Raw genomic sequence first — 17,710 nt, 5'->3', positions numbered from 1 at the left:
GGCAAAGGCCACATGGACGACAACGACAAGAAATCTCCGCGCCACAAAGGCCCGGGCAAAAGCGGCCCTGGAGCCGCGGGGCCGCGCCGCGATGGCGCCGCCGGCAAAAGCGGCAAACCCTCCTTCGGGGCCAAGAAACCCTATTCACCGCGCGGCGCCCGGCCGGCAGCGGCTGAGGGCGAGCGGCCCAAGCGCGATTTCAAAAGTGGCGACCGGCCATTCAACAAAGGTCCGCGTTCCGAAGGCAAGCCCTTCGAAAAGCGCGAGGGACCGCGCAAGCCATATGCACCACGCGGTGACCGGCCGATGGCAGCCGAAGGCGAGCGCAAGCCGTATGAAAAGCGCGAAGGGCCGCGCAAACCCTATGCGCCGCGTGGGGATCGCCCTATGGCGGCCGAGGGTGAACGCAAGCCGTATGAAAAGCGCGAGGGGCCGCGCAAGCCTTATGCACCGCGCGGCGATCGGCCGGTTGCGGCCGATGGCGAGCGGCCAAAGCGCGATTTCAAGGGCGGCGATCGGCCATTCAGCAAGGGGCCGCGTCCCGAAGGCAAGCCTTTCGAAAAGCGTGAAGGGCCGCGCAAGCCCTACGCACCGCGTGGCGATCGGCCTGCTTCCGCCGAGGGCGAAAAGCGTTTTGACCGGCCAAAGCGCGATTTTGGCGATCGCCCGCAGCGCGACGCCGGAGATCGTCCCAAGCGTGACTTCAGCGATCGCCCCAAGCGCGATTTCGGTGGTGACCGGCCGCAAGCATCTGGCGGCGCCTTCAAGCCGCGCCCGCGTCCGGCAGATGCGGAAGAAGCCGGCGAGCGTATCGCCAAGCGATTGGCCCGCGCCGGCCTGGCGTCGCGCCGCGACGCCGAAGACCTGATCGCGGCGGGCCGTGTCAAGGTCAACAACCGGGCTTTGACCTCGCCGGCCTTCAACGTCATGCCGGGCGACATCATCCATCTCGACGGCATGGAGATCCCGCCGATCGAGCGCACCCGCCTGTTCCTGTTTCACAAGCCGGCCGGCGTCGTTACCACCAACCGCGACCCCGAGGGCCGCAAGACCGTGTTCGACGTGCTGCCGGCCGAATTGCCGCGGCTGATGACCATCGGCCGCCTCGACATCAACACCGAAGGCCTGCTGCTGCTCACCAATGATGGCGGTCTGTCGCGCGTGCTCGAACTGCCTGCCACTGGCTGGCTGCGCCGTTACCGCGTGCGCGTTCATGGCAAGGTCGAGGAAAGCATGCTCGCAGGCCTGCGTGAAGGCATTGCCGTCGACGGCGTCTTCTACGGCGCCATCGAGGCGACGCTCGATCGTGAACAAGGCACCAACGCGTGGCTGACGATCGGCCTGCGCGAAGGCAAGAACCGCGAAGTGAAGAACATCCTTGGATCGCTCGGCCTCGACGTGACGCGGCTGATCCGTATCTCCTACGGACCGTTCCAGCTCGACGATCTCGCCGAAGGCCATGTGCTGGAGATCAAGGGCCGCGTGCTTCGCGACCAGCTCGGCGAGCGTCTGGTCGAGGAATCCGGCGCCAATTTCGACGCCGAGATCATCAAGCCGTTTTCCAACCAGCCGGTGCGGCGAGAGCGTGACGTGGAGCCGGAACGGCCGAAAGTCACCCGCGAGGGTGACCATCGGCCGATCGGCGAGGGCGGGCTGATCAAGAACCGCAAGCGCCGCGAAGGCAGCCGCGACGAAGCGCTCGGCAAGCTGTCGACCAGTCCCGAAAGGGGCGCGAGGCCGGAAAAGAGCTTTGGCGAACGCGGCCCGAGACCCGAGCGCAGCGAGTTTTCGGACAAGCCGCGCAGCGAGTTTCGCGAAAAGCCGCGCGGCGATTTTGGCGACAAGCCCCGTGGAGGCTTCGGCGACAAGCCACGCGGCGCCTTTGGTGACAAACCGCGCGGCGGCAAGAAGCCCGAGCGCGAGCAGCGGCCGATCGAGCCGCCAGGCCAGCGCAAGGCTAATGTCTGGATGGCGCCGGGCGCGCGTCCGATCGGCAAGGGCAGGGCGGAAGCCGATGCCGCCAAGGCGGCCGAGGCCAAGGCGCGCAAGGCGTCGTTCAAGCCGTCCTATGGCAAGCCGTCCTATGGCAAGCCGGGCGGAGCCAAGCCGTTCGGCAAGCCGGGTGGCGAGCGTCCGGATGGCGGTCGGGGCGGCGAGCGGCCACGCAACGGTCCCAAGGGCCCGAGGACCAGATGATGCCGGGACTTAAATGAGATCCGGCCTTAAATGAGACCCGGGCATAAATGAGAATCGTCGGCGGCCAATTTCGCGGGCGTCCGCTGGCGACGCCGCGCGACCATGCCATCCGCCCGACGACCGACCGCGCCCGCGAGGCCGTCTTCAACGTGTTGGCGCACCGCTTTGCCGACAAGCTCGACGGCGCGCGTGTGCTCGACCTTTTCGCCGGCACCGGCGCTCTCGGCCTCGAAGCGCTGTCGCGCGGCGCTTCCTATGGCGTCTTTATCGAAGAATCGGCCGAAGGGCGCGGCCTGATCCGCACCAATGTCGAAGCTTTTGGCCTTACCGGCCGCACCAAGATCTTCCGCCGCGACGCGACCGCCCTGGGTGAGGCCGGTACGCTTGCGGCATTCGGCCTGGTCTTCGCCGATCCGCCCTATGGCAAGGGCCTTGGCGAGCGCGCCCTGCGCTCGGCCAGGGATGGCGGCTGGTTGCTGCCCGGCGCGCTCTGCGTGATCGAGGAAGCCGCCTCGGCGCCCTTCGAGATTGGGCCGGAATTCTCGGTGGTTGATGAACGAAACTACGGCGAGACGGTGGTCCGGTTCATCGAGCTTGCGTAAGGGTGTGGCGATCGGCGCCTTCAAAATGACGCACAATTCACTTTGCCTCCGCGGCTGACCTTGCCTATCGTCGCGCGATAACAACCGGAGCCATCAATGACATCTCATACTGAATGGCTGCGGAGGGCCTTGCTCGCCACCGCGCTGACCATGGCCGGCCCGGCCCTGGCCGCGGATGATGGCAAGGTGGCCAACTTCCTGCTCGACAATGGCATGGAGGTGGTGGTCGTTCCCGATCATCGCGCCCCCATCGTCACCCATATGGTGTGGTACAAGATCGGCAGCGCCGACGAGCCGCCAGGCAAGTCCGGCATAGCGCACTTCTTCGAACACCTGATGTTCAAGGCCACGACCAACCACGCCGCGGGCGAGTTCGACCGCGCCATATCGGCCATCGGCGGCTCCAACAACGCCTTCACCTCATATGACTACACTGCCTTCCACGAGACGGTGGCGCCCTCGGCACTTGGTGAGATGATGAGCTTCGAGGCCGATCGCATGCGCAACCTCATCTTGACCGACGAGGTCATCAAGACCGAGCGCGACGTGATCCTGGAAGAGCGCCGCTCGCGCATCGACAGCAATCCGCAGGCGGTGCTCGACGAAGAGGTCGACGCGACGCTCTGGCAGAACCAGCCCTACCGCATTCCGGTGATCGGCTGGATGCAGGAGATGGAGCAGTTGAACCGCACCGATGCGGTTGCCTTCTATGACAAATACTACCGGCCCAACAATGCGGTGCTGATCGTGGCCGGCGATGTCGAGCCGGAGGTCGTGAAGGCGCTGGCCGAAAAAACCTATGGCAAGGTCGCGCGCGGTCCCGACCTGCCCCTGCGCATCCGCCCGGTCGAGCCGGAGCAGAACACCAAGCGCACGGTGACGCTCACCGATGGGCGCGTTTCGGTGCCGAGCTTTTCGACGCAATGGGTGGTTCCGTCCTACCACACGGCAAAACCCGGCGAGGCCGAGGCGCTCGACCTGCTGGGAGAGATCCTTGGCGGCGGCAGCCGCAGCAGGCTCTACCAGCAACTCGTGGTCAAGCAAGGCATCGCATCGGCGACCGGCGCCTTCTTCCAGGGTACGATGCTCGACGCCACCAATTTCACCGTCTATGGCGCGCCGCGCGGCGACGCCAAGCTGAGCGACGTCGAGGCGGCCGTCGAGGCCGAGATCGCCCGCATCGTCAAGGACGGCGTCACCGCCGACGAGCTGGAGAAGGCCAAGGCCCGCTATATCAGGGCCATGATCTTCGCCCGCGACAAGCAGGACGAGATGGCCAATCTCTACGGCGCCGAGCTCGCCACCGGCGGCAACGTCAGGGATATCGAGGAATGGCCGGACCGCATTCGCAAGGTCACCGCCGATGAGATCAAGGCGGTCGCCGCACGCTATCTGCTGCTCGACCGTACGACGACCGGCTATCTCTTGCCGCAGCAACAGGCTGGGAATTGATGATCACAAGATTGAGCATTGGCGCTGCCCCTCACCTGCCTGCCGGCATCCTCTCTCCGTATAGTGACGGGGAGAGGGGCGCTGTCATCGCCGATTTCGCCAACCATCAGCGTCGTAAGAAGAGCGCCAGCGTCGCGGCGAGACCCCTTCTCCCCGTCACTATACGGGGAGAAGTGCCCGGCAGCGCGATGAGGGGCGGAGCTGACCTTGGCGATCAATGGCCTGATGCGATTGCTGATAGGCGCATCGCGGTTCTCCACGCCCTCGCCACACTGTTCCTCGGCATCTTCTTCCTCATCCTGCCGGCGCTTGCCGCGCACGCGATGGACATTCAGCCGGTGACCTCATCGAAAGGCGTCAACGCCTGGCTGGTCGAGGACCACTCCATTCCGATCATCGCCATCCGCTTCGTCTTCGATGGCGGCTCGACGCAGGATCCGGCGGGGCGGGAAGGGTTGGTCAATCTGATGACCGGCCTGTTCGACGAGGGCGCCGGCGACCTCGACAGCGAGGCCTTCCAGATCAAGCTTGACGATGCCGGCGCAGAGATGGGCTTCGAAGCGGCGCGCGACGGCACCTATGGCGCGATGCGGATGCTGGCCGAGCAGAAGGATGCGGCCTTCGACCTGCTCAGGCTGGCGGTCACCAGCCCGCGCTTCGACCAGGCGCCGATCGACCGCATCCGCGCCCAGATCCTGTCCGGCATCATCGCCAATGAGCGTGACCCCAACACCGTCGCGCAAACCAAATGGCTGCGCGCCATCTATGGCGACCATCCGTATTCCAGGCCCGACCAGGGCACCAAGGACAGCATTGCCACCGTCACGGCGGCGGATCTGGCGGCCTTCCACAAGGCCAATTTCGCCCTCAGCGGCCTGCATGTCGCGGTGGTCGGCGACATCGACGCCGCGACGCTGAAGCGGAAGCTCGATGAGGTCTTCGGCGATCTGCCGGAAAAGCAGGTGCTGCAACCGGTTGCCGATACCGAGCTGAAGCTCGGCCAGCAGCTCGAGGTCGACTACGACCTGCCGCAGACCTCGCTGCAGTTTGCCTACCCCGGTGTGAAGCGCGATGCGCCGGATTTCTTCCCCGCGGTGCTGATGAACCAGATTCTCGGCGGCGGCACCTTCACCTCGCGCCTCTATGACGAGGTGCGGGAAAAGCGCGGCCTGGCCTACTCCGTCGATTCCAACCTGGTCGACCACCAGCATTCCAATGCGCTGATCATCACCACGGCGACGCGTTCCGACCGCGCCGCCGAGACGCTCGCCATCGTCAAGGAGGTGGTCAAGAAGATGGCGCAGGAGGGGCCGACCGAGGCCGAGCTGGACGCGACCAAGAAATACATGGTCGGCTCCTATGCTATTAGCAATCTGGATTCTTCCAGCGCCATTGCCGCGACCCTGGTGGAATTGCAGCTCGACAATCTCGGCATCGACTACGTGCAGCGCCGCGCGGCGCTCATCAACGGCGTGACGCTCGATCAGGTCAAGGCAGCGGCGAAGAAGCTGCTGACGCCGGCGCCCGCGATCATGAGCATCGGGCCGAAGCTGGAGGCCAAATGACAGGTCCGACTTTCGGTATCGCCTTTGGCGGCGGCGGCGCGCGCGGCCTCGCCCATATCCACATCGTCGAGGCGCTGGATGAGCTCGGCATCATGCCCGTGGCCATCGCCGGCTCCTCGATCGGCGCCATCATGGGCGCCGGCATGGCCTCGGGCATGAGCGGCAAGGACATCGAGGACTACGCCCGCTCGATCCTCGGCCGCCGCGCCGAGGTGGCGGCGCGCATGTGGCGCTCGCGTCCCGGCACCATCGCCGAGGCGATGCAGGGCGGCATCCGCGTCAGCCAGTTCAACATAGAGCGCATCTTGAAGGCGTTCCTGCCGGAAGCCATCCCGGAAACCTTCGCCGAGCTGAAAATCCCGCTGAAGGTGACGGCGACGGACTATTTCGGTCACAAGCTGGCCGTCTTCGACGAGGGCGACCTGCATTCGGCGCTCGCCGCCTCGGCTGCCATTCCCGCCGTGTTCCGCCCGGTGACGCGCGACGACCGCGTGCTGATCGACGGCGGCATCTACAATCCGGTGCCGTTCGACCTCATCGAAGACGCCGCCGACATCATCATCGCGATCGACGTCGTCGGTGCGCCGAGCGAGGCCGAGCGCAAGCACCCGACCACCGTCGATCTGATGTACGGCGCCACGCAATTGATGATGCAGTCGATCATCGCCCACAAGCTGAACCAGCGCCCCCCCGACATACTGATCCGCCCGCCGGTGTCGAAATACCGCGTGCTCGATTTCATGAAGATCGACACGCTGCTTGCCGAGACGCACGAGGTCAAGGACGAACTGAAGCGCGAGGTGGAAAGAGTGGTCGAGGCGCGTGGCAAGGGCAAGCGGGGGAAGAAAGCAGGGTGAGCTGCCGATCTCCCCCCAAGGGGGAGATTACACCACCAGCGTCTCACACCTTCCCAGCCGCATATTCCAGCGCCACCACGCCATTGCTGAACTGTACGGTCGAGATCGGCTCCAACGCCACCGGCATATCGGACGGGAACAGCTTCTTGCCCTCGCCGACGGTGCCAGGGTAGCTGAGCAGCCTGACGCGATCGACCAGACCATGGCGCAGCAATTCCCGCGCGACGCTGAGGCTGCCATGCACATAGATGTTGCCGCCGCTGCCTTGCTTCAGCGCCCGAACCGCTTCCGGCAACACACCCTTCAGCAACTCGGCCGGTTTCCAGTCGAGTGCCTTCGGGCTTGTCGACGCGACATATTTCGGCAGCGCATTGAACCGGTCGGCGAAGTCTCCGGTTTCCTTGGGCCAAGAGCCGGCAAAAATCTCGTAGGTCGGTGCGCCCCAGAAGCATGGCCCCGCTGTCGGCAAGCTCGTCCTCCTTGAACCTTTGCATCTCATCGTTCCAGGTCACGCTGGGCAGCTTCTCGACCTCGGCGATGCCATCGATGCTGATGAAATCGGTGACAATAAGGTTTCTCATGGCGCTCTCCTTCTTCTGTCAAAGGACGAACCGTGTGAGCCTTTTGCGACCGCTCTGCGAAAAAAAAGCGCTTTGTTGAGCAGGCGTTGCTGTCGGGCGCTGGTCCATTCGCGCTTAAAGGGGGGCTTCGGACACCATCGACAAACGCCAGAACGACCACACACGGAGCAACGCAGTAAACCAGTCTCGCTCTGCGGCCCGTCTTCGTCACAGCGTCGCTTGCGTCGAGATCGACGGTGATGTCCTCATAGCCCAGCACTTCGCCATCAAGCGGGTAGGCGGCCTTGTAGACAGCTTCCTTGGCGGCAAAAAGGATGCGACCGGCAAGATACGGGTCGGTTGCGTCGATCCGGTCAGCGGGGACTGCAACCAGCGCGAAGATGTCGTCGGGCAGGGGCAAAGCGGGCTCGATATCGATGCCGAGCGAGGCGACGTGGGAGAGCGGCGCGACGGCCGCCACGGCCATCTCGTCGTCGTGAGCCAGCGACCCCGTTACTCCATGAGGCCATACCGGTGCGCCGGAGGAGCCGCGGAGGATAGCGACGTCGTTCAAGCCCATATCCGCCAGCAGCTCGTGCGCGATCCACCGCGCCGCGCCACTCGCCCGCCGCATCAGCGGCAGGCGTGACGGGATGGAGCGTGCTTCCTGCGGCAGCAAATGGTTCTCATCGCCTTCGCGGATCGTGCGGCATCCGATCCGAACGCCGGCCGGTGCCATGGCGGCCATCGCCGCCAGCAGATGCGCCGACAGGCTGGCGCCGGCATCGAGCGACCGTGTCATGGCTGGCCGCCCGGCAGAGCGAGTTCGGCGATCATTTCCCCGTCCTCGTCCAGTCCCTCTTCGACGAAACCGGCAGCGCGATAGAGGCGGCGTGCCGCTTCATTCCCAGGTTCGTAGCAGATCGAAACGTGGCTGATGTGGCCGAGCCGCATGATTTCATCCAGCACTTCGCGCAAAGCGGCCTTGCCGTAGCCTTGGCCCTGATGGACGCGATCGATCATGAAGCGGTAGATCCGCGCCTCGTCGTCGTCCTGCGGCGCCTCGTACATCAGGAAACCGACGACGCGATCGCCTGCCATGACGACGCGCGGCCGAGCGTCCCCGTCGGTTTCGGCTTCGTCCAGCGACTCCGCATTGCTGGCGACGAAATCCATCTGATCCGCAGCCATTTCCAGAGCCGCGACCAGGGCCCGGTTGGCCCCGGTCACCGAAACGAGGCGGATGTCTGCGCTCATCAAGCCGTTGCCTTGACGCTATCCTCCGGCACCGGCGTGACGAAGCGATGCAGCTTGGCCGGGTTGCCCCGCCAGATCGAGTTGGGCTCCAGCTCTTCGCCCTTCATCACGAAGGAGTCCGCATCGACCATCGAGCCTTTGCCCATCACCACGCCGTAGTGGACAAAGGCGGAAGGTCCGAGCGTGCAACCATCGCCGATGCGGATGAAATCGGACTTGAACGCGCCTTCTTCCAGCGAGTGGGCCTGAATGACGCAGCCCTCGTTGAGCGTGACGTCGTCGCCGATCTCGACCAGCGAGCGCTCGGTCAGGTTGCTGCCGCCATCATAGACCCGGCTGCCGACCTTGACGCCGAGCAGGCGCAGGATCATCGGCCGGAACGGCGTGCCGGCGAACAGGCGCACGATCGGCGAATCCGCCAGCTTCCAGTGGCGTTCGTGGCGCCAGAAGGCGACGTCGTAGATCGTCGTCATCTGCGGCTTTAACCGGCCAAAGCCAAGGCTTGCCCGCTCGACCAGAATGTAGAACGGAATGGTGATCGCCGAGGTCAAAAGCACGGCGGCGAACAGGGCGACCTCCGCCCATTCCGTATAGTAGTTCAGCGCCCGGTCCCAGATCGCCAGCGTGACGAACAGCATGACCCATTGCGTTGCCAGGAACAGAAGAATGGTCACCAGGTTGTGGCGGTTCTTGTGCGGGATGCGCCGGCGCCGGTCGGCCTCGTCGACGCCGGCGATAAGCTCCTTGTCGCGGTTCACCATGCGCGGGATTTCAAACGCAGGCGAACCGAGAAGGCCGACATTCTCGCGCACCGGCCCATCGATGGGGATCATCACCTTGGTGCCGAGCAGCACGTTGTCGCCGGTGCGGCCGTCCGGCGGATAGTAGATGTTGTTGCCGAGATAGTTGCGTTCGCCGATGCGCGTCGGCTCGAGCCTGAAGGCCGAGGCGGATTTGTGCATGTTGATCATGAACAGTCCGTCCGAGACCATGGTCTCGGTGCCGATCTCGCACAGAAGCGGGTTTTCGTGCTGCTGGTTGGAGCCGAAATTGGAGCCGGTCTGCACCACTCTGTTGAGGTTCCAGCCGATGGCGCGCATGTAGTGCACGATTGCCGAGCTGTCGCCGGCCAGGAGCCCGAGCACGCGGGAATTGCTGGCGAATTCGGCGACGGTCTGCAGCCAGTAGCGGAAACCGTAAAGCGTGTAGGTGCGGCCCGGCTTCAAGATCAGGCTCGTCAGGCGCGGCACCAGCGTCGCTGCGAGGAAAGCCGCCGCGATATAGCCGAAAAGCGTGACCGTGGTGCCGATTGCGACAAGGCCGATCGTCTCCTGATAGTCGTCGCCGACATATTCCCAGTAGCTGTGGAACAGGAGCGGCAGCGGGGTGACGAGGCCAAACAGGCCGATCAGCTGCAGCGCTTCATAGAGGAAGCGCCGGACCTGGTAAGGATTGACATTGCGCACCTTGCAATAGTCCGCCGTGGTCGGCACTGCCGGCGATCCATGCCAGTGCTCGCCGTCGGGGATGCTTTGCCCGCGATGCAGCGAGGACGAATGGCCGAGCTGGGCACGGTCGCCGATGCTGGTGTCGATGTCGAGCGTGGAGCCGACGCCGACGAAGGCATCGCGGCCGATGGTCAGCGGTCCGGTATGGATGTAGCCGGCCTCGGCCCTGAAGCCGAGGATCATCGATTCCTTGCGCAGGATGGTGTTGGCGCCGATGGAAATAAGATCCGTGCAGACGGGCACGGACTTCGATTCGATGACGGCGTTTTTGCCCAGCTTGGTGCCGAGCAGCTGCAGATAGAGGCTGTAGAGCGGGCTGCCGCGGAACAGCACGACGGGTGCGGTGCGGATCAACGTCTTGACCACCCAGAAGCGGAAGTAGCGCACGCCCCAGATCGGAAACGCCTCGGCCTTCCAGCGGCCGATGAGCACCCATTTCGCCAGGACGGCAAAGCCCGACATGCCGAAGAACACGGCGGCCGAGAGCGCCACGCACCGGATATAGAGCTGCAGCGGATCGTCGAGCGCGTCATACATCCAGTTGAGGCCGTCATTGATCGCCCAGAGCGCCACGTAGCTGTAGAGGCCGTAGAACGAAAGCTGCGCCGCGCCGCAGGTCCAGTAGGCGAAATTCGAGGCCCGGCGGGTGAGGACCGGCTCGTTGGTTGCCGTCGTCATCTCCTCCGCTACCCCCAGATGCAGCGCCAGGCGCGCCACTGTGGGATAGAGATAGATGTCGCGCATCGACGTCGTCGCCCATTCCTTCCTGGTGCGCACGCGCGCGCAGAAATGCGCCATCAGCAAGGAGTTGGCGCCGAGATCGTCGAAGAAGTGATCCTCGACCGACACCGCGTCGAATTTCAGCACCGTGGCCAGCGCTTCCGCCAGGAATCGCTCGTCCTCATTGCCGGGCGGCACCATCGTGCGATCGGCCGAAAGCCGGACGCTCGTCGGTTTCGGCAGTTGGCGCAGGTCTACCTTGTTGGAGACGGTCATCGGGATGGCGGGCAGCTCCTCCAGATAGGCGGGCACCATATAGTCCGGCAGCCGCCGCTTCATCGTCTGGGCGAGATCCGCACGGGAAACCGCCGCTACGCCGGTTTTAAGCGCGTAATAGGCAACGAGTTCGACGCGGCCGGGCTCGATCTCCCAGGTGGTGACGGCGGCCTGCGCGATCTCGGGCTGGTCGAGCAGCACCGCCTCGATCTCGCCGAGCTCGATGCGATATCCGCGAATCTTCACCTGCGTGTCGATGCGCCCGGCATACTCGATCTCGCCGCTATCGTTGATCCGGCCAAGATCGCCGGTGCGGTAGATGCGCTGCGACGGGTTGTTCGGCAGGCCGACGAAATCGGCGATGAATTTCTGGTCGGTCAGGTCCGGCCGGTTCAGATAACCGACGGCGAGCCCGATGCCGGCAATGCCGATCTCGCCCAGTTCACCGGGCTCGGCAAGTTGCGGCAGCGAAGCGTCGAGAATGACGATCGAGTAAGTCGGCAACGGCGCGCCGATCGTGACGGGACGGTCCGGCGTCAGCGCCCCCATCGTTGCGGTGACGGTCGCCTCGGTCGGCCCGTAGGTGTTGAGGATTTGGCGCCCCGGCTTCGACCAGCGCACCACCAGATTGTGCGGGCAGGCCTCGCCGCCCACCAAAAGCGTGCGCAGGCTGGGAACGTCCGATGCCATCGACGACAACAATGTCGGGCTGCAGGCCATGCAGGTGATGTCATGGAGGCGCAGGAAATCCGCCAGTTCCTCGCCCACCAGCGGCATCTGGCCAGGTGCCGGCACCACCGTCGCACCGGCGACGAACGGCACCCAGATCTCTTCGGAGGAAAAGTCGAAGGCAATGGTCATGCCCTGATAGACCCGGTCGCCCGGCCGGTAGCCATAGGAGGCGGCCGCGACGTGTATGAAATTGACGAAACTCTGGTGCGTGATGACCACGCCCTTGGGCTTGCCGGTGGTGCCCGAGGTATAGAGGATGTAGCAAATGTCGTCGGTCGCCTGCTGCTTCAGCGGCGCGGGCGACTGTGCGGAGATTTCGGCGGCCGCGCTGTCGATCAGCACATGGGGAACGGGCAGTTGACCGGCGCGCGACGCATAGGCGGCGATGGTGACGATCATGCTGACGGCGGCGTCTTCGATGATCAGCGCCATCCGCTCCTGCGGAAACGCGGTGGCCAGCGGCACGAAGGCAGCCCCCGCCTTCATCACCGCCAGCAACGCCACATAGGTCTCCGCCGACCGGTCGAGAATGAGCCCAACCCGGTGGCCCGGCCGCACGCCGTGCTTGATCAGCATGCGGGCGAACCGGTTGGCGCGGCTGTTCAGCTCCTGATAGGTCCAGACGCGCCCGTCGGAGATCACCGCCGGCAGTGCGGCAAACGTTACGGCGAGCTGCTCGAACACCGTATCGAGCCGCTCGCCCGGCTGCCCGGCAAAGTCGGCGCCCGTCAGGACCTGGCCGTTCCTTGCCGGGCCGCGAGCGATCCGTGCCAGCGCATCGATGCCTGGCAGGCCGCCGATCGGTGTTGCCGCGTCGCTGTCCAGTTCGGCGATATCGTAGTCCATTTCCATACTTTCTCGTCCTCGCCGGGCATTGCCCGGCTGTTCATGCCGCCGCCGCTGGAGGAGGCACTGCGCCGCCGCTGCGATTTTGTTGATGGAGGGCTTCCAAAAAGGAAGAACCCGGAATCCCGACCGGGAAGCTTATGCCACCCGATCTTTTCGCCGGTTTTTCCGAACTGTTGAATTTTGTTTCTGGAGTGTGTCTGGGCGGGGATTTGCCGGGGCCTCGTTGACCCTTGCGGGGAGGGGTTCAGCCTCCGTGGCGACCCGGAAAGAGACTATGAGCGAACCTCATGCGGACGGCGCCGGCGAGCTGTCTACAATGGAGCGTTACGGCGACCCAGCAGCAGAGCGATGCCCAACGCCGGAAGCGTTGCCGCCGCAACGGCGAAGAAGACGAATTGCAGCCCGGTCGACGCGGCGACCAGGCCGAGCGCCGGACTGCCGAAGCCGAGCGCCACGTCGAGGAAGACGGTATAGAGTCCCATTGCCAGGCCGCGGCTGCGCGACGGAAGACGGCTTACGGCCTCGGCGCCGAGGCCGGGATAGACCAGCGAGTAGCCGAGGCCAGTCAGACCAGCTCCAATCGCGGCGACAACAGGCCCGGTCGCAAGCCAGATCAGCATCAGCCCTGCCGCCTCGACCGCGACGAAGATCACAGCGACGCGTGCGCCCCCAAGCCTGTCGGGCAGGTGGCCGAAGCACAGCCTTGCCACGATCAGCGACGCGGCATAGGCCGTGAAGGGAAGCCATACCGGCTGCCAGCCCCGCTCGGCGAAGAGCAGGGCGGCGAAGCCCAGAATAGCACCATAGCCGAGGCTGCTGAAAGCAGCTCCGACGCCAGGAAGCCAGACCGCTTTCGCCACGCTCCTCCACGACTGCGGCGCGCTACTCGCGACAGCGCTGGTGCCGCGCATCGGCAGGATGGCAAGCAGCGTCGCCAGCGGCAGGATGATCGTCGCGAGTGCGATCGCGGTGAAACCGCTCGCTGCATAAAGCGCAGATCCGGCCGGCGCTCCCAGCGCGAGCGCCGCAAACATCGCCGTGCCCACCCAGGCTATGACTTTTCCGGAGTTCTGTCCGCCCGCAACGGAGAGGCCCCAGGCGACGCCGCCGGTGATGATGAAGCTCTCGGACGCGCCCAGTACCGCCCGTCCGGCGAACAGCGCGGATGCGGACGCTACCGGCCGGTCGAGCAATGCCAGCGAGCCGAGGTAAAATAGCCCGGCAAGGGCAGCGGCAATGAGGCCGATGACGACAGCGCGCTTGCCGCCGCGTCCATCGGCATAGTTTCCAGCCCCGATGCGCGACAGCATCGAGGCGACGAACTGGCTGCCCGTCACCAGTCCCACTGCGAAGGGGCCGAAGCCAAGCTGCTGGTGAAGATGCAGCGGCAGGACGGGTAGCGCCAGGCCGATCAGCAGGAAGCCGGCGAAGACGGCCGCCATGATCGGTACCAGCTCCGCCATGACGCCATTTCGGTCTGGAATCCGCGCCATTTTGGCCATCGGTAATCCAACTGTTCGGATCAGTAGCGTTCGTAGGTCACGCGCCAGCCTTCGGCCGGGTTGTCAGGCGTGAGGACCAGTTTGTTGTCCGAGACCTCGAATTTGCGTTTCATGCTCTTGCCGACAAGGTTACGGACCAGGGAGGACTCGATGGTGATGACGAAGGTCTTGTCCTGGTCGTTGATGGCGACCGGCCCGTAATAGGCTTCGTAGCCATTCGCCGTGTAAGGCGTGTCCGGCGCCTTGGGGTCGGGGTTCTGCGCCTGCACCGAGAGGGTGCCGGCCTCGGTGAAGATGACCTGGCCGGAATATGGCACGGGCTTGAGGTTTCCCTCGGCGCCGGCCTCGAGCGAAATCATGCGCCATGCGCCGATGATCGCGGACTCTTGCGAGAAAGCCGGCGTGGCGACCGAAAGCGCAAGCGCAAGGGCGGCAATCTTCAATCTCATAGTCATATGTTGTTGTTCCTTTTCTGAGTTGTGGGTGCGCACAGCCGTCCGCCCGATTGCTGCTCACACCGAAAGCATGACCTTGATGGCGCGACGCTCGTCCATGGCGCGGTAGCCTTCAGCGACCTCGGCCAGCGGCAGCTTGAGGTCGAAGACCTTGCCGGGCTTGATCCGACCTTGCAGCACACGGTCCATCAGGTCGGGCAGGAAGCGGCGCACCGGCGCAGGGCCGCCCAGCATGCGTTTCTGGCCGAAGAATAGTTTTTGGCCGTCGAAGTTCACGCCATGCGGCACGCCGACATAGCCGATGGTGCCGCCGGGGCGGGAGCAGGCCAGCGCCTGGTCGAAGGATTCTCCCGTGCCGACGCATTCCAGCACGGAGTCCGCGCCGACGCCCTTGGTGAGTTCCTTGATGAGGGCCACGCCTTCCTCGCCGCGCTCAGCGACGATGTCGGTGGCGCCGAACTCGCGGGCGAGTTTTTGGCGGCTGGCGTGCCGGCTCATGGCGATGATGCGCTCGGCGCCCATCTCCTTGGCCGCAAGCACGCCCATCAGGCCGACCGCACCGTCGCCGACCACCACCACCGTCGATCCTTCGCGGACCTCGGCTGCGTCGGCCGCATACCAGCCGGTGCCGAGCACATCGGACACCGCCAGCAGGTCAGGGATGAGGTCGGCCGGCGGCACCTCGGCGGTGGCGACCAGTGTGCCATCGGCCAGGGGCACGCGGGCGTAAGGCGCCTGCGCGCCCGACATGAACTCGCGCTGCACGCAAGACGACTGGAAGCCGAAGCGGCAATGCGGGCAGGTGTTGTCCGAGAGGCAGAACGAGCCGACGACGAACTGGCCGGGACGGACGGTGCGCACCTCTGCGCCGACCTCGACGACGATACCGCAATATTCGTGGCCCATATGCATAGGCCCGGCGACCGGCTGCAGCCCGCGATAGGGCCACAAGTCCGAGCCGCAGATGCAGCTTGCCGACAGCTTGATGATGGCGTCCGTCGGCCGCATGATTTTCGGATCGGCGATTTCCTCGCAGCGTATGTCGCCCGGTTTGTGAAGAACGGTTGCAAGCATGTTGGTTCCTTCCGAGGGGAGAAGATCAGCCGCCGTAGTCGCCGTCGCTGACATGTTCCAGCCAGTCCACGACCTTGCCGTCCTTGACCTCCTGGAGGGCAATGTGGGTCATGGCGGTCCGAGGCGACGCGCCGTGCCAGTGCTTTTCGCCGGGCGCGAACCAGACGACGTCGCCCGGACGGATTTCCTCGACCGGGCCACCCTGGCGCTGCACGCGGCCTAGGCCCGAGACGACGATCAGCGTCTGGCCGAGCGGATGCGTGTGCCAGGCGGTGCGGGCGCCAGGCTCGAAGGTCACCTGTGCGCCTTGAACCCGCTCGGCGTCGAAGGGATTGAAGAGCGGATCGATCCGCACCGTTCCGGTGAACCAGTCAGGTGGTCCCTTGCCGGAAGGCCTGGTGCCGGCGCGAAGAATGTCTATGGTGATCTCCTTTGCGATCTCAAATGCGTTCGATGCGAAGCGGGAATTTGCCGCGAACGTGCAGGGCCTGCTCGCCCTCGTCGAAGCGGCCAAGCCTGATCAGCCCGGGATGGCGGTAGTCGGCGTAGAACATGGCCAGGTTGCCCCAGGGCATGAAATAGCACAGGTCGTAGGGCTGCTCGTCGGCGAACGCGCCGCTTCCCTCCTCGGTCAGCTTGCGTGGCAGATAGGCGATCTTCTCGTTATGGGCGTAGTCCTCGATCTCGAGGTCGAGCGGCAGCATGGAGAAGAAGTCGCGCGCCGAGGGATTGTCGTAGAGCGTGGCGGTCATGGTGCGGCCGTTGAAAACCATCCTGATCTTCATGTCGGTGGGCTCCTGGCTGACGGGAGATTGGCCTTCCTGGCTGGCGGCTGTGCGAGGCAGGGCCGCCACCGCGAGCGCGGCGCCGAGCAATGTCCGGCGGCTGAGCGGCGCACGTTCGATCGTCATGGCAAAGACCTCCGGGCCATATACGCTGCGGCAAGGGCGGCGAGCGCCGATCCGCAGAGCAGCACCGCGCCCAGAGTGAACGGTCCCCACCAGCCGACCGTATCGAAGAGCGTGCCGCCGATCGCGGCGCCGCCGGTGATGGCGAGCTGGATGACGGCTACCTGCAACCCGCCGCCGGCCTCCGCGTCGTTCGGCAACGTTCGGCTGAGCCACGTGCCCCAACCAACCGGCGCGGCCATGCCGAAGAAGCCCCAGGCAACGAGCAGCAGCGCTGTGGGACCCGGGAGTGCACCGAGGGCGATGAGCGCGGCGGCCAGCGCAGCCATGACCAGCGGGATGACGATGAGGATGCTGAACAGACGCGTGCGCAAAAGCCGGCCGACGCACCATGTGCCGAGCACCCCGGCCAGCCCCATCGCCAGCAGGACCGCCGAGAGGGCGGCGATGTCGAGCCGGGTGACGTTCTCGAGGAAGGGCCGCAGATAGGTGAAGAGCGCGAACTGACCCATGAACAGCATCATGATCGACGCCATGCCGGTGGCGACGGGAAGACGGCCGAGCAGCGCCAGCGGATTGCCGGCACGCTTCCGCCGGCGCGGCGGCAGCGCCGGCAGGCTTGTCCACTGCCAGGCCAGCGCCAGGAGGCCAAACGGCACGACGAGGAAGAAAGCGCCGCGCCAGCCGAGATAGGCGCCAAGGAAACTGCCCAGCGGCGCCGCGATGGTGGCCGCAATGGCATTGCCGGCGTTCAGCATGGCGAGACCCTTCGGAACCATGTCTTGCGGCACGAGGCGCATGACGATCGCGGTCGACATCGACCAGAACCCGCCGATCGCGATGCCGAGCAGCGCCCGGCCGACCATGAGCAACGCGTAGTTCGGGGCGAAGGTGACAGCCAGACCGGACACGATGAGGAGGAGGGTGAAGCCGGTCACGACCAGTCGGCGGTCGATGTGGCGCGTGAGGCCGGCGACCAGCAGGCTGGTCACGACGGCGAAAGCGCCCGAAATCGAGATCGCCTGTCCCGCGCGGCCCTCGGTGATGCCGAGATCGGCCGCTAGGGGCGACAGCAGGCTGACCGGCATGAATTCCGATGCGATGAGCACGAAAACACACAGCGCCATCGACAACACCGCGCCCCATGCGGCGCGGTTTTCAACAAGCCTTGTGTCGTATGTGGTTTCCATGATTGGC

The 17,710-nt window shown here is 65.2% G+C and carries 15 protein-coding genes; 5 read left to right on the top strand and 10 right to left on the bottom strand.

The genetic code is table 11. From position 1 onward, the window contains the following. Nucleotides 1–12: 12 nt before the first annotated feature. The 5 genes from X733_RS139245 to X733_RS139265 all read left to right on the top strand — a co-directional run bounded on the left by X733_RS139245 (nucleotide 13) and on the right by X733_RS139265 (nucleotide 6,672). Nucleotides 13–2,196, top strand: a complete 2,184-nt coding sequence (locus tag X733_RS139245) for a pseudouridine synthase (RefSeq protein ID WP_031194050.1) — start codon at nucleotides 13–15, stop codon at nucleotides 2,194–2,196. Nucleotides 2,197–2,243: 47 nt separating this feature from the next. Continuing rightward, the gene (rsmD, locus tag X733_RS139250) at nucleotides 2,244–2,798 is read left to right on the top strand and encodes a 16S rRNA (guanine(966)-N(2))-methyltransferase RsmD (RefSeq protein ID WP_023697689.1); all 555 of its coding nucleotides are present in this window, start codon (nucleotides 2,244–2,246) and stop codon (nucleotides 2,796–2,798) included. 96 nt (nucleotides 2,799–2,894) lie between these two features. Continuing rightward, complete coding sequence (locus X733_RS139255) at nucleotides 2,895–4,250, top strand: pitrilysin family protein (RefSeq protein WP_031194049.1); 1,356 nt, start codon at nucleotides 2,895–2,897, stop codon at nucleotides 4,248–4,250. Nucleotides 4,251–4,438: 188 nt separating this feature from the next. Beyond that, a complete protein-coding gene (locus X733_RS139260; protein ID WP_023730467.1) occupies nucleotides 4,439–5,815 on the top strand; it encodes a pitrilysin family protein in 1,377 nt (458 codons plus the stop codon). Continuing rightward, nucleotides 5,812–6,672 (top strand): patatin-like phospholipase family protein, encoded by an 861-nt coding sequence (locus X733_RS139265; RefSeq protein WP_023819980.1) that lies wholly within the window; start codon nucleotides 5,812–5,814, stop codon nucleotides 6,670–6,672. Before X733_RS139260 ends, X733_RS139265 begins: the two co-directional genes overlap by 4 nt. A gap of 43 nt (nucleotides 6,673–6,715) precedes the next feature. Here X733_RS139265 and X733_RS01000000166670 read toward each other — a convergent pair whose 3' ends face one another. From X733_RS01000000166670 to X733_RS139305, 10 genes are all read right to left on the bottom strand, one after another. After that, entirely contained in the window at nucleotides 6,716–7,141 is a 426-nt protein-coding gene (locus X733_RS01000000166670; RefSeq protein ID WP_023819979.1) for a dihydrofolate reductase family protein, read from the bottom strand. Nucleotides 7,142–7,167: 26 nt separating this feature from the next. Next, the gene (locus tag X733_RS0135745; protein ID WP_023819978.1) at nucleotides 7,168–8,034 is read right to left on the bottom strand and encodes a 4'-phosphopantetheinyl transferase superfamily protein; all 867 of its coding nucleotides are present in this window, start codon (nucleotides 8,032–8,034) and stop codon (nucleotides 7,168–7,170) included. After that, nucleotides 8,031–8,489: a GNAT family N-acetyltransferase gene (locus X733_RS139270; RefSeq protein WP_023742975.1), complete on the bottom strand. Its 459-nt coding sequence runs from the start codon at nucleotides 8,487–8,489 to the stop codon at nucleotides 8,031–8,033. Before X733_RS139270 ends, X733_RS0135745 begins: the two co-directional genes overlap by 4 nt. Beyond that, a complete protein-coding gene (locus tag X733_RS139275; RefSeq protein WP_023819977.1) occupies nucleotides 8,489–12,577 on the bottom strand; it encodes a Pls/PosA family non-ribosomal peptide synthetase in 4,089 nt (1,362 codons plus the stop codon). Before X733_RS139275 ends, X733_RS139270 begins: the two co-directional genes overlap by 1 nt. Nucleotides 12,578–12,885: 308 nt before the next feature. Beyond that, complete coding sequence (locus X733_RS139280; RefSeq protein ID WP_196813780.1) at nucleotides 12,886–14,067, bottom strand: arabinose transporter; 1,182 nt, start codon at nucleotides 14,065–14,067, stop codon at nucleotides 12,886–12,888. 29 nt (nucleotides 14,068–14,096) lie between these two features. Next, nucleotides 14,097–14,531, bottom strand: coding sequence for a lipocalin-like domain-containing protein (locus tag X733_RS139285; RefSeq protein WP_023724823.1), 435 nt, complete (start codon nucleotides 14,529–14,531; stop codon nucleotides 14,097–14,099). Nucleotides 14,532–14,588: 57 nt separating this feature from the next. Next, nucleotides 14,589–15,605 carry a zinc-dependent alcohol dehydrogenase family protein gene (locus X733_RS139290; RefSeq protein ID WP_023819974.1) on the bottom strand — a complete coding sequence of 339 codons (1,017 nt, stop codon included), beginning with the start codon at nucleotides 15,603–15,605 and terminating at the stop codon, nucleotides 14,589–14,591. A 25-nt stretch (nucleotides 15,606–15,630) separates the two neighbouring features. After that, complete coding sequence (locus X733_RS139295; RefSeq protein ID WP_031194045.1) at nucleotides 15,631–16,026, bottom strand: cupin domain-containing protein; 396 nt, start codon at nucleotides 16,024–16,026, stop codon at nucleotides 15,631–15,633. A 19-nt stretch (nucleotides 16,027–16,045) separates the two neighbouring features. Continuing rightward, nucleotides 16,046–16,516 carry a cyclophilin-like fold protein gene (locus X733_RS139300; protein ID WP_023819972.1) on the bottom strand — a complete coding sequence of 157 codons (471 nt, stop codon included), beginning with the start codon at nucleotides 16,514–16,516 and terminating at the stop codon, nucleotides 16,046–16,048. Continuing rightward, nucleotides 16,513–17,703 (bottom strand): MFS transporter, encoded by a 1,191-nt coding sequence (locus X733_RS139305; protein ID WP_031194043.1) that lies wholly within the window; start codon nucleotides 17,701–17,703, stop codon nucleotides 16,513–16,515. The genes X733_RS139300 and X733_RS139305 overlap by 4 nt, the downstream gene beginning before the upstream one ends. Between the last annotated feature and the right edge of the window lie 7 nt (nucleotides 17,704–17,710).

The organism is Mesorhizobium sp. L2C066B000 (genome assembly GCF_000502335.1).
Lineage (GTDB): Bacteria > Pseudomonadota > Alphaproteobacteria > Rhizobiales > Rhizobiaceae > Mesorhizobium.
This window is presented reverse-complemented; position numbering and strand designations above follow the sequence as displayed.

Excerpts from the sequence above, each read along its gene's own strand:
- X733_RS139245 (WP_031194050.1), top strand. The coding sequence starts at position 13 with ATGGACGACAACGACAAGAAATCTCCGCGCCACAAAGGCCCGGGCAAA.
- rsmD (WP_023697689.1), top strand. The coding sequence starts at position 2,244 with ATGAGAATCGTCGGCGGCCAATTTCGCGGGCGTCCGCTGGCGACGCCG.
- X733_RS139255 (WP_031194049.1), top strand. The coding sequence starts at position 2,895 with ATGACATCTCATACTGAATGGCTGCGGAGGGCCTTGCTCGCCACCGCG.
- X733_RS139260 (WP_023730467.1), top strand. The coding sequence starts at position 4,439 with ATGAGGGGCGGAGCTGACCTTGGCGATCAATGGCCTGATGCGATTGCT.
- X733_RS139265 (WP_023819980.1), top strand. The coding sequence starts at position 5,812 with ATGACAGGTCCGACTTTCGGTATCGCCTTTGGCGGCGGCGGCGCGCGC.
- X733_RS0135745 (WP_023819978.1), bottom strand. The coding sequence starts at position 8,034 with ATGACACGGTCGCTCGATGCCGGCGCCAGCCTGTCGGCGCATCTGCTG.
- X733_RS139270 (WP_023742975.1), bottom strand. The coding sequence starts at position 8,489 with ATGAGCGCAGACATCCGCCTCGTTTCGGTGACCGGGGCCAACCGGGCC.
- X733_RS139275 (WP_023819977.1), bottom strand. The coding sequence starts at position 12,577 with ATGGAAATGGACTACGATATCGCCGAACTGGACAGCGACGCGGCAACA.
- X733_RS139280 (WP_196813780.1), bottom strand. The coding sequence starts at position 14,067 with ATGGCGCGGATTCCAGACCGAAATGGCGTCATGGCGGAGCTGGTACCG.
- X733_RS139285 (WP_023724823.1), bottom strand. The coding sequence starts at position 14,531 with ATGACTATGAGATTGAAGATTGCCGCCCTTGCGCTTGCGCTTTCGGTC.
- X733_RS139290 (WP_023819974.1), bottom strand. The coding sequence starts at position 15,605 with ATGCTTGCAACCGTTCTTCACAAACCGGGCGACATACGCTGCGAGGAA.
- X733_RS139300 (WP_023819972.1), bottom strand. The coding sequence starts at position 16,516 with ATGACGATCGAACGTGCGCCGCTCAGCCGCCGGACATTGCTCGGCGCC.
- X733_RS139305 (WP_031194043.1), bottom strand. The coding sequence starts at position 17,703 with ATGGAAACCACATACGACACAAGGCTTGTTGAAAACCGCGCCGCATGG.